Source organism: Actinoplanes utahensis (assembly GCF_016862455.1).
Lineage (GTDB): Bacteria > Actinomycetota > Actinomycetes > Mycobacteriales > Micromonosporaceae > Actinoplanes > Actinoplanes utahensis.
On record NZ_BOMZ01000035.1, the window covers coordinates 61,315 to 75,781 of the forward strand.

Consider the following 14,467-nt stretch of genomic DNA (forward strand, 5'->3'; position numbering starts at 1 on the left):
CGTATGCGGCCCGTGGGTTCAGCGGTGGGCCGGGCGGTCCCAGCGCTGCGCCGCGCGGGGCAGCGGAATCGACGCGAACGGGATCCGGGCCAGCAGCCGGGTCAGGATCAGGCCGAGGAACAGGGCCGCGACCGAGTCGGTGACCCAGTGGAACCCGGTGTAGACCGTGGTCACGAAGACGATCACCACCGGCAGCACGCGCAGCGGGATCCACTCCCGGCGGGACAGGTCCCGGCCCCGCAGCATGCTCAGCAGCAGCGCGATCGTCCCGAACCAGACGATCGAGTTGGCCACATGCCCGGACGGGTAGCTCATCGCCAGCGTGCCCGACGCGTGCGGGTTGAACAGCATCGTCGGGTCCGGGCCCTCGAATCTCGGCGCGGCCCGGTCGAAGAAGATCTTCGCCGGGCCGATGGTGAAGTAGGTCAGCACGAAGGTGGCCGCGAACGGCAGAACGGCCCGGACCGACCGGGTACGCCAGAACAGCAGCCCGGTCAGCAGGATCGTCACCGGCATCAGGAGCGAGCCGCCCTGCCCCAGATAGTTGAACACCCGCGCGGTCCAGTAGACCGGCCCGGCCGAGTCGTGCTGTGTCAGCGCCCATGCGGCCACCCGCCGGTCGAAGTCCAGCAGGTGGCCACGGGCCAGCGCCACGGTCAGGGCCACGAACGCGGCAAGCGCCGCCGCATCGGGCCACCAGCTTCGGGCGATCTTGTTGCTCACCCCTACAAAACTAGAGGTACGCGCGCAACCTGTTCGCCAGCAGATCACCGCGGACCCCGGAGTTGGGACAGCCGCCGAAGTGGTGCAACGCCACCACCTTGTTGGTGGCCCGGGAGATGACCGGCGATCCGGACGACCCGCCCGCGGTGTCACAGAAGTACGAGACGTCGGAGTGGGCCGCGTACCCCGTGTAGTCGGGGTTGTCGACCGCGCAGTTGCCGGCCGCCTCGCCCTGGCTGCCGGCGATCCGGGCCGGTTCGCCGGCGGGGTGCTGCGGCACGTACAGCGTCTGACCCCGGCGCGGGCGGGCGGTGTCCAGGGTGAGGTACCCGAACTTCTGCACCGACTCGAAGCCGTCGACGGTGAAGAGCGTGTAGTCGTACGTCTTGTCGGTGCTGAGCACCTGGTCACCCCACACCTTGGTGGGCTTGAAGACGTCGAACCCGCCGCACTTGGCGCACTGGTAGTTGAACCAGACCTCGGTGTCGTACGCCTCGTCGGAGGTGGTCAGGCAGTGGTTGTTGGTGATCATGCGGTTCTTGGCGCCGACCCGCCAGCCGGTGCACAGCTCGGTGCCGTTGATCAGGAGCCGGGCGATCGCTTTCGACTTGGTGTAGGCGGCCGGATCGCTCGACTCGTAGCAGACCGCGTCGGTGGAGGTGTCGCTGCCGCAGACCGACTCCTCCCGGCCGGGCCCGGCCGGGAGCCGCTTCGCCGACTCCCGTCGCGTCTCCAGCGTCTCCCGCCGGTCGCCGCGGGCGACCTTGTCCACGCCCACCCCCAACCCGCCGAGGACGTCACCGGCGCCCAGCGGGTTGACCTTGCGGTGCACCTCGACGACGGCGGTGTCACCGGTGATCGACATGGCCCAGCGGCCGTCGGCGTCGCTCTCGTAGCGGTACGACTCGGTGCCCGCCGGGTTCGACACGGTCACGTAGTCGCCGGGCAGCATGGTGAGCCGGTCGAAGTGCAGCTTCACATAGGACGCGCCGGGGTAGGCGAACTCCTGCCGCTGCGGTCCCGCGAGGTATCCGAGCAGCTTGTCGACCTCGAACAGCCGGCCGATCCGCTCGCGTCCGGTACCGCGGGTGGTCGCCGACTCGAGCGGCCGGGTCCTCGCCGTCTCGCCCGTGGCGGCCGTGCCGCCCGTTACGCCCGGTCGGGCATCCGTTGCGGACTGCGGGGCGGACGGGGAGATCGAGGCGGGGGTGATCGACGGTGCCGGTGAGGCTGCCGTGGTCCGAGGGGCGGCACGGCGCGCGGCGGGCGCCGTCGAGGCGACCCCGTGTTCGGTGACCGGGGTCCGCGCGACCGGAGCCGCCGCCGGCCGGGCGGTTTCGGCCGCGCCGTCATCGGTACCCGCCGACGCCACCACCCCGGCCACACCGGCCAGGGCCAGCGCGGCGCACGTTCCGATGACGATGCCTGTCTTGCGTCGCATGCCACTCCCGTACGTCGTGGGCCGTTTCGCACCTGTGTAACGAGCCACCTCCGGCCACGACGCGCCGAAGAACCCGGCACACTTGAGTCCGTGCGCATCACCTCCGCCCTCATCGACCCCGCGCTGCTGGACCTGCCGTGGCACATCCCGCTGGAGGACTGGCCGGCCGATCATCTGGTCGCGCTGCCCCAGGGCATCTCGCGGCACATCGTCCGGTTCGTCAGGCTCAACGGCGTCGTCTACGCGATGAAGGAGACCCGCGAGCGGATCGCCGAGAGGGAGTACAACCTGCTCCGCGCCCTCGAGCGGATCGACTTCCCGGCCGTGCAGGCGGTCGCCATCGCCACCGACCGGCTCACCCCGGAGGGTGAGCCGCTGGAGACCGTGCTGGTGACCCGGCACCTGCAGTTCTCGCTGCCCTATCGGGCGCTGTTCTCCCGGGTGCTGCGGCCGGAGACGATGAACCGGCTGCTCGACGCTCTCGCCGCCCTGGTCGTGCGGATGCACCTGACCGGCTTCTCCTGGGGCGACTGCTCGCTGTCGAACACGCTGTTCCGGCGGGACGCGGGCGCCTTCGCCGCCTATCTGGTGGACGCCGAGACCGGCAACCTCCATCCGAAACTGTCCGAGGGCCAGCGCAGTGAGGACATCGAGATCCTGCGGCTGAACATCTTCGGCGAGTGCCTGGACCTGCAGGCCGCCGAGCTGCTGCACGAGTCGATCGACCCGGAGGCGGTGGTCGACGACATCGTGGCGCGGTACGAACGGCTCTGGCACGAGGTCACCTACGAGCAGGAGGTGTCGCGGGACTCCCGGCACCACATCGAGCGGCGGATCCGGCGGCTCAACGAGCTCGGCTTCGACGTGGCCGAGGTGAGCATGTCCACGTCGGACGACGGCGGATATCTGGTACGCCCGAAGGTCGTCGACGCCGGTTACCACACTCGCCGGCTGATGCGGCTGACCGGCCTGGACGCCGAGGAGAACCAGGCCCGGCAGCTGCTCAACGACCTCGACGCGTACCGGGCGGAGAGCCACCTGAAGGACGAGCAGCAGGCCGCGCACCGCTGGCTGACCGAGGTCTTCGAGCCGGTGGTCCGGGCGGTCCCGGCCAACATGCGCCGCAAGCTGGAGCCGCAGGAGATCTTCTCCCAGATCATCCAGCACAAGTGGCTGCTCTCCGAGAAGGCCGGCCGCGACGTCGGGATGGGCCCGGCCGTGAAGAGTTACCTCGACGACGTGCTGGTCAACAAGCCGGACGAGCAGGCCGTGCTGGGCGTCGAGGCGGACTCACTCAGCGGGACGATCTAGCGGCGGGCTGGACAGCTCGGCCAGCACCCGCAGCCCTTCCCGGCGGGCCACCACCAGGACCCGGTCGCCCTCGGCGAGCACCCGGCGCGGGTCCGGGCCCCAGTCGACCCACTCCTCGCCCGCCGTCGACATGCCGATCACCCGCGCCTCGCCCGGATGGTCGGCGTGCTCCAGCGGCGCGCCGTCCAGGGGGGACAGTGGCGAGACGGTGACCGTGGCGACCAGCACCGAGTGCCGGTCCACCGGGATGGTGGCGTGCACGTCGCGTTCCAGCACGGCGGCCGCGAACACCGGGGCGCAGATCCGGGACACGCTGCGCGACGTGTTGATCTGGAAGGCCGACTCGACGCGCTGCGCGAAGTCGTCGTCGAAGAGCCGCAGCACCACCCGCAGGTCGTCGTGGGTGACCCGGGACTGCAGGGCCGCCTGCAGGTTGACCCGGTCGTCGGTGGAGAGCACGACCAGTGCACGGCACGTGTCGATCGAGGCGGCCTGCAGCGTCTGCGGCGCCGAGGCGTCGCCCACGATCACCGGCACACCGCGCTTCCGGGCGGTCTTCACACCGAGGGCGTCGGCGACGCGGTCGATCGCGACGACCCGCAGCCCCAGGTCGGTGAGCTGGCGCAGCACCTGCGTGCCGACGTTGCCGAGCCCGACCAGCACGATGTGGTCACGCAGCACCCCGGCGATCCGGCCCTGGTTCAGCGCCAGCCGCGCGTTCACCATGCCGTCCACCACTGCGGCGGTGATCAGCGGGATCAGCGCCAGCCCGGCGATGGTCAGCACGAGTTGCGCCGCCTGAGCGACCGGGTTGCGATCCACCTCCACATCGGACGAGCCGACCGCGGTCAGCAGCGTCATGTAGATCGACTCCCAGAGCCCGTGTCCGCCCTCGTCGAACCGGGCGAGCACCAGGCCGGCGAGCAGGGTGGTGGCCAGCGTGATCAGCACCGCGATGCCGAGTTTGCGGTTGAGCGCGGCCCGCACCGCCCGCCCGATCGCGCGCAGCGGGTGACGGCGGCGACCGGCCCGGGCGAGCAGGCGGCGGGTCACGTCCTCGTTCGCGGGGCGCCCGGCTGCCTCGGCGAGCACCAGGTCGGACGGCGACGCCTGCGCCTTCCCCGGTTCGGCGGGCAGGACGTTCACCTCACCGTCCGCGCCGGCGGTGGTCAGGGTGGCGACCACCAGTCCCTCGGGGACGTCCTTGCGGTGGGCGACATAGAGGGTACGGCCGGAGTGCCGGAAGTGGGTCGGCGCGACCTCACCGAGTGCCGCCGCGACGAAGGCGGGTGCGGCCATCTCGGCGTCCGACAGCACCGCACAGTCCGGGAAGAGCCGGGCCACACTCTTGCCGAGGGCCGTGTTGAACATCCGCACCACCACGCGCAGTTCCGCCTCGACCTCGCGGGCGCAGAGCGCGGCGTGCAGGTTGACCACGTCGTCCGGCATCACCAGGGCGAGCGCGGTGGCCCCGTCCAGGCCGGCCTCGCGGAAGGTCCGCTCGTCCAGCCGGTCGGCTTTGCGCCACGCCACGCCCCGATCGGCGAGGGACGCGATGTCGGGCACGTCGGGCCGGATCCGGTGCGGAGTGATCACCGTGATGCGGATCCGGTGCCGGGAGTTGGCGAGTTCCTCGGCGAGGGTGAAGACCAGCGCATCGGCGCCGCACAACACCAGGTGAGGCCGACTGTCCTCATCGGACTCTGCACGGTTGTGGATCTTTTCGATCGGCACGGCACTCACGTTCACGAATCGTAGTCAACCGAAACCGCCTCGTGGGAACGCTCGTTGCCCCATCCGACACCTTATGTCCGACTTGGTGGGTATCGACCGAACCCATCGTCCGATGTGGCCAGGAGAAGATCAGTGCGCAAGTTGTGGTGTGCCGGAGCAATCGCCGGCGGAGTCCTGCTCCTCACTGCGGCGCCCGCTCAGGCGGACGTCGAACCCGCACCCGGAAAGGCCCCGGGCGCCCTCAGCACCGCCCTCGGATACGCGTTCGAGCCGACGAACGACTGGCGGCTGGGAACCCCGCTCGCCTCCGACCCGCTCAGCGGCCAGCCGCTGGGCGCCGGTCCGGTCCTGCAGGTCGAACCCGGCCGGGACCGGGCCCTGCTCCAGGTCGGCCGGCGCAACGACGTGGTCCGCAACGGCACCGTGGTCCAGGAGCACACCGGCACCGGGAAGACCAAGGGCGGCAAGGCCACCGACCGGCCGCTCATGCCCGCCGCCGACGTGATCCGCACCGTCCCGCGCAGCGCCCAGGCACCGGCCGGCCCGCTCGGCGGCGTACCGGTCCACGGCGTGCCGATGCCGCTCGCCGGCCAGGACATGCGGGTGGTGAACGTGCCGGTGGACGGGCTCGTCGGCCGGCTCAGCGGGCTCACCCCGTCCGGCTCGTCCACGGGCGGGTTCGTGCCCGTCGCCCCGGCCGGCGCACCGGGGACCCGTACGCCGTCGCCGGACGAGCGCCCGATCGCCCCGCGGCTGGAGAACCGACAGTCCGACTACCCGCTGCTCGGCGGTCTCGCCGGCGCCCTGCCGGTGATCCCCCGCCAGGTCGCCGACGTGCAGAGCGAGTTCTCCGGCATGCCGATGGGCGGCGAACCCGTGTGGGCGGCCCGTTCCGCCGAGCCCACCCCGGACGACGGCGCCATCCCGGCGGCCTCGGCCCCGGCCTCCCCGGCCCCGGACGCCCCGGCCCCGGCCACCGACGCCCCGATGACCGGCGAACCCGCCACCGGCGCCCCGGCCACGGACGCTCCAGCCACCGACGGGCCGACGGCTGACGGCCCGGCGGCTGACAGCCCGGTCACCGATGCTCCGTCCACCCCGGCGACCACCTCCGGCAGCGCCACCCTGGTCCCGTCCACCCAGCCGTCCGCGCCCGGCGGCTTCGCGGCCGGCGTCGACGACCCGCGCCTGCACGAGGAGCCCGTCGACGGTTTCGTGAACCGCGCCAAGCAGTAGCCGTTCCTGCCGGGAGCGCGCGCCGTGACGTCCACACGGCGCGCGCTCTCGCACGTCCGGGGTGGGTGATTCCGTGGCCGGCGACGGCGGGGGCGCGGAGAATTCAGGGATGCAGACATTTCTGCCGGATCCGGATTTCCTGGCCAGCGCGCGGGCGCTGGACACCAAGCGGCTCGGCAAGCAGCGGGTCGAGACGATTCAGGTGCTGCGCGGGCTGACGGTGGCGGGGTACGGCTGGCGGCACCATCCCGCGGTCAAGATGTGGCACGGGTACGAGGAGGCCCTGGTCCGTTACGGCCTGGACATGTGCGCGGTCTGGGTCGACGCCGGCAACGCCGACACCTGCGCGGACACGCTGCGCGCGGACGTACGGACGACGGCCGGCATCGAAGTGATCCGCTCCCAGCAGGCGCTCGGGGAGGCCGGCCATCTCCCGCCCTGGCTCGGCGATCCGGCCCTGCACCTGAGCCACCGGTCGGCGCTGGTTCGCAAGGACCCGGCCTTCTACCGTCCGGTGTTCGGTGACGACGTCCCCGACGATCTGCCGTACGTGTGGCCCGCCTCCGACCGACCCCCGACTCTCGTCCCGTCCTGACCGGCCGCGTGGGTGGTTCGGGCGCGTTCGACGGCCGAAACCGCCCACACGAAAAGCACGGACCGTAAGCGCCGCCTCGGCCCGGCGGCCGCGTTTCGGTCGTCGGTGTCGCCTGCCTCGCGTGGAGTAGACGGGACGGGATGGTTGCGGTCGGGGGCTGCGCACGGCGTACCAGAAAAGGGTTTCAGAAGTTCCAGGAAAGCATGGTGAAGGACATCTCCTCAGCAGCGCCGGCCCGGCGGTAGGTGGCGAGGGCCGCCTCGTTGTCCGCGTCGGTCGCCACCCACATGCCGTAGCACCCCTTCTCACGGGCCAGCGTGGCCAGGGCCTCGACCAGCGCCGCGCCGACGCCCTGGAGCCGGGCGACCGGCGCCACCCCGAGCTCGTACAGGAACATCTCGGTGCCCTTGTCCGGGTGGGTGGTCTCCACGCCGGTGACCATGCCGATCGGGCGGTCCGCGTCGTCGTAGGCGAGCAGCAGGTGGTGGGTGGGGTCGGTGAGGAAACGCCGGGTCGCCGCCTCGAGGGGTGGGGTGTCGAAGAGATCCGCAGCCCGGTGGACCTCGGCTTCGGCGGTTACCCGTTCGATGCGCATGACGCCACGATAACCAGGGACGTATCGCGACTCACCACTGGTTTTCGGCGACCGCGTCGACCCGCTCGGCGGACTGATCATCGACGGGTGACTCGGTAGCATGACGGGCCGTGGCGGCGGAGAGAGGCGGGGACATGGCGGATCCGGGCGACGAGACCGAGCAGGAGCCCGCCCGTTTCGCGCCGGGAGTGTCCGAGGCGGCCACGCCGACACCGACCCCGGCGACCGTGCCGCAGCCCCCGGCCGACGTCGATCCCGGGCAGGAGCCGACCGCCCGGGTGGAGGTTCATCAGTACGCGACGCCGGTCGACCCGTGGGCCGTCGCCGAGGCCGCCGCGATCGCCGCCGGCGGAAAACCCAGTTTCGAGGCGCCCCCGTCCACTCCCGGCGCCACCTGGACCGTGCTCGGCGCCACCGAACCCACCGCGGAGGAGCCGGAGCCGCCCCGGCGGACCCGCCGCATGGTGACCGCCGGCATCGCCGGCCTGCTCGTGGCCGCGGTCGCCGTCGCGGCGACGGTGTATTTCTGGCCACGCTACCCGGCCCTCGACTTCCACACCGTCGAGCAGATCAAGGCGATCACCCCGCGGACGCCGATCACCTCGGCCTTCGTCGACGCCGAGGTCCTCGGGGACCGGGCCTACTTCGCCAGCGCCGACGACCAGGACGAACTGCACGTGGTCGCCGCCGACACCGGCCGCGGCGACAAGGCGCTGTGGGAGAAGAGCGCCGGAAAGGCGAAACTCTGGGAGTCGATGGCGGTGACCCCGTCGGTGGTGGCGCTCTTCTCCGGGATGGACTCCACCACCGGGACCAAGAAGATCGTGGTGCTGGACGCCGCGGACGGCGATCTCCTCTGGGAGAAGCCGCTCGACTACTACGACGAGGTGCTGCTCGGCGCCGAGACCGCGGTCTGGTCGGATCGGGCGGGCGAGCGGCTCGTCGGCCTCGGGCTCACCGACGGTGCGGAGAAATGGCAGGACGTCGACCCGGACGGCACCGTGGTCCGCCCGGTGCTGACCGCGAAGGACCTGGCCGGGCCGGCCGGCACCGCGGGGCGGCTCTTCGCGCCGGATCTGGCCGACGACGAACGGATCGTCCAGTTCGACAGCGACCGGACCGTCAAGGTCCGCGACATCGACTCCGGCAACATCCTGCAGGAACGCACGGACGTGGCCTCCACCAGCGAGAAGACCGTCGCCTACGACGGGCGGCTGTTCGTGCTGGAGGTCGGGACCACCAAACGGATCTTCGAGTACGACCTGGCGAACCTCGCCGCCAACCCGGGCACCGTGCACAGCGCCGCCTCGACCGACGACATCGACGGGCTCGTCCCGTGCGGCAAGCTGCTCTGCTTCATCCAGAAGCCGGGGTACGACAGGAAGATTGCCAAGGTGTACGCGGTCGGCGGCGAAGGAACCTGGAACGCCGACGCCCCGAACGTGGACAGTCTCGTCGCCGTCGGCGACCGGGGCGTGCTCGCCAACACCGACGAGGACAGCACCCTGTTCCTGGACGGCGAACCGGCCTGGACCTGGCCGGGCGTGGCGGTCCGGCTGGACGCCGCCAACGTGCTCCGGTTCGCCTCCCCGCTGACCGGTTCGGTGGGCGACCAGTCCCTGTCCGGTGTGCACCTCGGCGACAAGCCGGTCGAGTTGAGCCTGATGCGCGACGTCCGATCGGGCACCTGCGCCTGGAACACCGCGGTGCTGGCCTGCGCGACCGGCGAGAAGTACGTCGTCTACTCGTTCGCGGACTGACGAAGCGGCCCCCCTTCCGTGGAAGAGGGGCCGCTTCGGTTCAGCTTCAGATACGGATGCCGCTGCCGGCGTTGAAGACGTGCAGCGCGCTGGTCTGCGGCTTGATGTAGACCGTCTCGCCCATCTGCGGCATGTAACGACGCTCGGTCCGGACCACGAACCGCTCCTGGCCGCCGTCGACCTCGGCGTGGCCGTAGACGTTGGCGTCCGATCCGAGGTCCTCGACCAGGTCGACGACGATCGGCAGCGCGCCGGCGGACTCGGTGACGACCTCGGCGGCCTCCGGACGGAAACCGATGGTGACCTTGCCGTTGCCACCCTCGCTCGCCGCGGCGACCTGCTCACGGGTGAGCGGCAGGTTCAGCGCGCCGAAGTGGGCGCCCGCCTCGTTCAGCGGAACGGTCTTGATGTTCATGGCCGGGGAGCCCATGAAGCCGGCGACGAAGACGTTGCCGGGGGTGTCGTACAGCGCCCGCGGGGTGTCCACCTGCTGGAGCACGCCGTCCAGCATGACCGCCACCCGGTGACCCATGGTCATGGCCTCGACCTGGTCGTGGGTGACGTAGACGGTGGTGACGCCCAGCTTGGCCTGCAGCGAGGCGATCTGCGAACGGGTCTGGACGCGGAGCTTGGCGTCGAGGTTCGACAGCGGCTCGTCCATGAGGAACACCTGCGGCTGACGCACGATGGCGCGGCCCATGGCGACACGCTGACGCTGACCACCGGAGAGCGCCTTCGGCTTGCGGCTGAGGTATTCCTCCAGCTGGAGAAGACCGGCGGCCTCCTTGACGGCGCGGTCGATCTCCGCCTTCGGGGTCTTGCGCAGCTTCAGGGCGAACGCCATGTTCTCGTACACCGTCATGTGCGGGTAGAGAGCGTAGTTCTGGAACACCATCGCGATGTAACGGGACTTCGGCGGGAGGTGCGTGACGTCCTTGTCGTTGATGAGGATGCGGCCGCGGTCCACGTCCTCCAGGCCGGCGAGCATGCGCAGGCTGGTGGACTTGCCACAACCGGAGGGGCCGACCAGGACCAGGAACTCTCCGTCGCCGATCTCGAGCTGGAGCTCGTTGACCGCGGGGCGCTCGGAGCCCGGGTAGATCCGGGATGCCTTGTCATAAGTGACGGTAGCCATGGTGAAACGACTTCCTTTCCACCGGCAGGAACGTGCCGGACGATCCGAGTAGAAGGAACTGCGTCGCCACCGTATTTGTTTTCTGTCGCCCTGCCAAGATGGCGATCGGATAACGGGACGTTATGCTGGGGGCCGTTCGCCCCTGTAGCTCAGCTGGCCAGAGCACCCGTCTTGTAAACGGGAGGTCGTCGGTTCGATCCCGACCGGGGGCTCCACTCGTTGATCTTGCGTGAATTCCTTCCTGATAATCGCGTTGACGGCGCTGCTCGGTCTGCCGATCCCGCCCGCCCCGGTCCCGGCTTCGCAGTGGACCCAGACCGGGTACGGGCCCGGCCTGACCTTCTACAACCCGGACGAGACCCGGCTGACCGCCGGAACGGTCGGCAGGATCAGCCGCCGATGGGAGATCACGACGCACGGCGCTCCGGAGTGCGAGGTCGGCCGGGAGCCGTTGGTCGGGTACGGCTTCGTCTACACCAGTGATCCCGGGGGCGTCGGCGCGTACGACCCGGCGACCGGCGACCGGCGCTGGCATGCCGCACTGGACCGCCGCGGCGTCACCCGGATGGCGCTGGCCGACGGCGTCCTGGTGATCCTCACCTACGCCTGCGACGGTCAGCACAGCTTCCTGACCGCGTTCAACGCCACCACCGGCGCCCGGATCTGGGAGGTGCCGCTGAGCGTGCCGTCCCAGGACATGATCGTGGACCGGGGTGTGGTCGTGGTGGACGGCCGTCCCGACTTCGAGGCGTCCACCGTCGCGCACCGGCTGACCACCGGCGCCCGGATGTGGAAGCTGTTCGGAACCCGCGGCGACGGGTTGCTCTCGGCACAGGGCCGGCTGCTGCTAAGGACCGAGGGGGAGGGCTCCCGGGCGGTCGACATCAAGACCGGCGGCACGCTCTGGAGCACCCGGGCGGACTGGTACGCGGTGGGCAGCAACCCGTCCGGCTCACGGTTCTACGTCGGCGGGCGCCACGGCGGCCTGACCGCCATCGACTCGGCGAACGGCAACATCGCCTGGGTGTCGCCCTGGCCGTCGCCGACGGTCACCGCCGACGGCGAACGCGTCTATTACCCGCGGCAGCGCACCGTCGTCTGCCTGGACGCGAGGACCGGCAAGCGGCTCTGGTCGGTGCATCTGTCGGAGACGGCCGGCCAGCCGGTCCGGGCCGGCGGGCTGTTGTACAGCCCGTCCGGTCTCGACCATCCGCTGTCGATCGTCGACGCCGCGACCGGCAGGGCGGTCCAGGGCGGGATGCCGAGCAGCGAGAACTATCCGCCCACGGTCGCCGACGGCCGGTTGTTCCTGACCGACGGCAACCGTCTGCGGGCGTATTACTGAAAGGGTCAGCCGTGCAGGCGGCGGCGGCTCACCTCGGCGAGGGTGACCGCGGCCGCCACGCTGGCGTTCAGCGACTCGACGTCGGACGCCATCGGGATGCCGACCCGCAGATCACAGGTCTCACCGACGAGCCGGGACAGGCCGCGGCCCTCCGAGCCGACCACCACGATCAGCGGCCCGATCGCGGCTTCCAACTGGTAGAGGTCGGTCTCGCCGTCGGCGTCCAGGCCGATCGCGGTGAAACCGGCCTTCTGCGCCTGCTTGATCGCCCGGGTCAGGTTGACCACCTGGGAGACCGGCACCCGGGCGGCCGCGCCGGCGCTGGTCCGCCATGCGGTCGCGGTGATGCCGGCGGCCCGGCGCTCGGTCATGAAGACGCCGTGCCCGCCGAAGGCGGCCACCGACCGGATCACCGCGCCCACGTTGCGCGGGTCGGTGATGCCGTCGAGCGCGACCAGCAGCGGAGCGGTCTGCTCCAGCGCGGCGCTGAGAAGGTCGTCGAAGTCCTCGTACGCGAACGGCGGGACCTGAAGACCCACACCCTGGTGCAGGACCCCGCCGGTCATCCGGTCGAGCTCGTTGCGGCTGATCTCCAGGATCGGGATACCCCGGTCGCCCGAGGTCCGGACGATCTCGGTGATCCGCTCGTCGATGTCGATGCCCTGCGCTATGTAGAGCGCCGTGGCGGGCACCAGCGCGCGCAGCGCCTCGACCACCGGGTTACGGCCGAGCAGCAGCTCGGGACCTTCCTTGGTGGGGTTGGACCGGCGCCCCGGTGCGATCCGGGGACCGCGCGGGCCGCCACCACGGACGCCGCGGGTGGCGCCCTGGGTGCGGGTCATCCCGGGAGCCCGGCCACCGCCCCGGCCCCAGGTGGTGTCCTTGGTGCCGGGCTGGCCGACCTTGGGCGCGCGGCCCTCGGCGGCCGCGGCGCGGCGCTCCTTGTCCTGCTTCCGCGCGGTCTTCTCGGGCAGTTTCTCGGTGCCCGAGTAACCCTTGTGCCACGGGCGTTCGTCGGCCGGCAGGGTCTTGCCACGCCCCTTGAGTCCGGCCTTGTTCTTGCCGCCGGAACCGGCCGGGGCGCCCTTCTTGGAGGTCGAACGCTTGCTCACGTTGAATGAATTGCCCGGCATCAGTGCTGTTCTCCTACCGTCCATCGCGGCCCGGCCGGAGTGTCCTCCACCTGAATACCCGCGTTCTTGAGCTGGTCGCGCACCGAGTCGGCGGCCGCCCAGTCCTTACGTGCGCGGGCTTGCGCCCGCTGTTCCAGTGCCAGCGCGACAAGCGAGTCGACGACCGGCTTCAGGTCGTTGCCGCCCTCGCCGGCGTCCCATTTCGCGTCGAACGGGTCGACGCCGAGCACTCCGAGCATGGCCCGGACCGCCGTCAGCGCGCCCCGGATGGCCGGCTCGTCGCCGGCGGCCAGGGCGGTGTTGCCCTCCCGCACGGTGTCGTGCACGATCGCCAGCGCGGCCGAGGTGTTCAGGTCGTCGTTCATCGCGTCGGCGAAGGCCGGCGGCACCTGCTTGGGCCGGCCGGGGCCGACCACCTCGGCGGCCCGCTGCACGAAGCCCTCGATCCGCCGGTACGCCACGGCGGCCTCGCGCAGCGCCTCGTCGGAGTAGTCGATCCGGGAGCGGTAGTGCGGGCTGCCCAGGTAATAGCGCAGCTCCACCGGCCGGATCCCGGACTCGACCAGCGAGTTCAGGTCGATCACGTTGCCCAGCGACTTGCTCATCTTGGAGTCGCCCAGGTTGAGCAGGGCGTGGTGCACCCAGAACCGGGCGAAGCCGAGACCGGCCGCTTTCGACTGGGCCACCTCGTTCTCGTGGTGCGGGAAGGTGAGGTCGAGCCCGCCGCCGTGGATGTCGAACTCGTCGCCCAGGTAGCGCCGGGCCATCGCGGAGCACTCGATGTGCCAGCCGGGCCGGCCCCGGCCCCACGGCGACGGCCAGTAGGCGTCCTGCGGCTCGTCCGCCTTCACGCCTTTCCACAGCGCGAAGTCACGGTGGTCGCGCTTGTCCCGGACCGGGGCGTCGCCCGGGTCGCGCATGTCATCCGGTTTCTGACCGGAGAGCGCGCCGTAGCCGGAGTAGGAGCGGACGTCGAAGTACACATCGGCGCAGTCGCCGCCGCCCGGGTAGGCGTGTCCACGTTCGATCAGGTCCTGGATCAGCTCGTGCATCTCGGTGATGTGCCCGGTCGCCAGCGGCTCGTAGGTGGGCGGCAGCACGTTGAGCGCGGCGTAGTCCCGGTCCAGCAGGAGCCGGTTCTCGTAGGCGATCGCCCACCACGGCTTCTTCTGGTCCAGCGATTTCGCCAGGATCTTGTCGTCCACGTCCGTGACGTTGCGGACGAACGTCACCTCCAGCCCGGTGTGCAGCAGCCAGCGGCGCAGCACGTCATAGTTCACGGCGGAGCGGAGGTGACCGATATGAGGGGAAGACTGCACGGTGACACCACACAGGTAGATCCCCACCAGACCGGGCGTCATCGGGACGAAGTCCCGGACCGATCGGGTCGCGGTGTCGTACAAGCGCAGAGTCACCGTACAAGGGTACCGACTGCGGTGACGGGATGGCCGCCCCGCCC

At 70.9% G+C, this 14,467-nt stretch carries 12 protein-coding genes and 1 tRNA gene; 6 read left to right on the forward strand and 7 right to left on the reverse strand.

The window, feature by feature from the left end; translation table 11 throughout:
* Nucleotides 1-18: 18 nt before the first annotated feature.
* Nucleotides 19-723, reverse strand: coding sequence for a phosphatase PAP2 family protein (locus Aut01nite_RS12015; RefSeq protein ID WP_043533140.1), 705 nt, complete (start codon nucleotides 721-723; stop codon nucleotides 19-21).
* Between the two features lie 10 nt (nucleotides 724-733).
* Entirely contained in the window at nucleotides 734-2,164 is a 1,431-nt protein-coding gene (locus tag Aut01nite_RS12020; RefSeq protein ID WP_043533139.1) for a trypsin-like serine peptidase, read from the reverse strand.
* Nucleotides 2,165-2,254: 90 nt separating this feature from the next.
* Here Aut01nite_RS12020 and Aut01nite_RS12025 point away from each other — a divergent pair, with 90 nt between their 5' ends.
* Nucleotides 2,255-3,475, forward strand: a complete 1,221-nt coding sequence (locus Aut01nite_RS12025; protein ID WP_043533138.1) for a DUF4032 domain-containing protein — start codon at nucleotides 2,255-2,257, stop codon at nucleotides 3,473-3,475.
* Here the strand turns inward: Aut01nite_RS12025 and Aut01nite_RS12030 are convergent.
* Complete coding sequence (locus tag Aut01nite_RS12030; RefSeq protein ID WP_236643180.1) at nucleotides 3,455-5,218, reverse strand: NAD-binding protein; 1,764 nt, start codon at nucleotides 5,216-5,218, stop codon at nucleotides 3,455-3,457. The two genes, Aut01nite_RS12025 and Aut01nite_RS12030, sit on opposite strands and share 21 nt — an antisense overlap.
* 123 nt (nucleotides 5,219-5,341) lie before the next feature.
* Between Aut01nite_RS12030 and Aut01nite_RS12035 the strand changes: the two genes are divergently transcribed.
* Both Aut01nite_RS12035 and Aut01nite_RS12040 read left to right on the forward strand, forming a co-directional pair.
* Nucleotides 5,342-6,445 carry a hypothetical protein gene (locus Aut01nite_RS12035; RefSeq protein ID WP_052164595.1) on the forward strand — a complete coding sequence of 368 codons (1,104 nt, stop codon included), beginning with the start codon at nucleotides 5,342-5,344 and terminating at the stop codon, nucleotides 6,443-6,445.
* 109 nt (nucleotides 6,446-6,554) lie between these two features.
* Nucleotides 6,555-7,040 (forward strand): MSMEG_6728 family protein, encoded by a 486-nt coding sequence (locus Aut01nite_RS12040; RefSeq protein WP_043533137.1) that lies wholly within the window; start codon nucleotides 6,555-6,557, stop codon nucleotides 7,038-7,040.
* A 184-nt stretch (nucleotides 7,041-7,224) separates the two neighbouring features.
* Here the strand turns inward: Aut01nite_RS12040 and Aut01nite_RS12045 are convergent, their stop codons facing one another.
* Nucleotides 7,225-7,635, reverse strand: a complete 411-nt coding sequence (locus Aut01nite_RS12045) for a GNAT family N-acetyltransferase (protein WP_043533136.1) — start codon at nucleotides 7,633-7,635, stop codon at nucleotides 7,225-7,227.
* A 110-nt stretch (nucleotides 7,636-7,745) separates the two neighbouring features.
* On the opposite strand from Aut01nite_RS12045, the gene Aut01nite_RS12050 reads away from it, so the two are divergent.
* Nucleotides 7,746-9,395, forward strand: coding sequence for a PQQ-binding-like beta-propeller repeat protein (locus Aut01nite_RS12050; RefSeq protein ID WP_152629124.1), 1,650 nt, complete (start codon nucleotides 7,746-7,748; stop codon nucleotides 9,393-9,395).
* A gap of 46 nt (nucleotides 9,396-9,441) precedes the next feature.
* On the opposite strand, the gene Aut01nite_RS12055 is transcribed toward Aut01nite_RS12050, so the two are convergent.
* Entirely contained in the window at nucleotides 9,442-10,530 is a 1,089-nt protein-coding gene (locus Aut01nite_RS12055) for an ABC transporter ATP-binding protein (RefSeq protein WP_204037518.1), read from the reverse strand.
* 138 nt (nucleotides 10,531-10,668) lie between these two features.
* Here Aut01nite_RS12055 and Aut01nite_RS12060 point away from each other — a divergent pair.
* Both Aut01nite_RS12060 and Aut01nite_RS12065 read left to right on the forward strand, forming a co-directional pair.
* Nucleotides 10,669-10,745: transfer RNA gene (locus Aut01nite_RS12060), tRNA-Thr, on the forward strand.
* A gap of 14 nt (nucleotides 10,746-10,759) precedes the next feature.
* Nucleotides 10,760-11,875 (forward strand): PQQ-binding-like beta-propeller repeat protein, encoded by a 1,116-nt coding sequence (locus tag Aut01nite_RS12065; protein WP_084000097.1) that lies wholly within the window; start codon nucleotides 10,760-10,762, stop codon nucleotides 11,873-11,875.
* 5 nt (nucleotides 11,876-11,880) lie between these two features.
* Here the strand turns inward: Aut01nite_RS12065 and rlmB are convergent, their stop codons facing one another.
* The gene (gene rlmB, locus Aut01nite_RS12070; protein ID WP_043533132.1) at nucleotides 11,881-13,008 is read right to left on the reverse strand and encodes a 23S rRNA (guanosine(2251)-2'-O)-methyltransferase RlmB; all 1,128 of its coding nucleotides are present in this window, start codon (nucleotides 13,006-13,008) and stop codon (nucleotides 11,881-11,883) included.
* Entirely contained in the window at nucleotides 13,008-14,423 is a 1,416-nt protein-coding gene (gene cysS / locus Aut01nite_RS12075) for a cysteine--tRNA ligase (RefSeq protein WP_043533131.1), read from the reverse strand. The genes rlmB and cysS overlap by 1 nt, the downstream gene beginning before the upstream one ends.
* Nucleotides 14,424-14,467 lie beyond the last annotated feature (44 nt).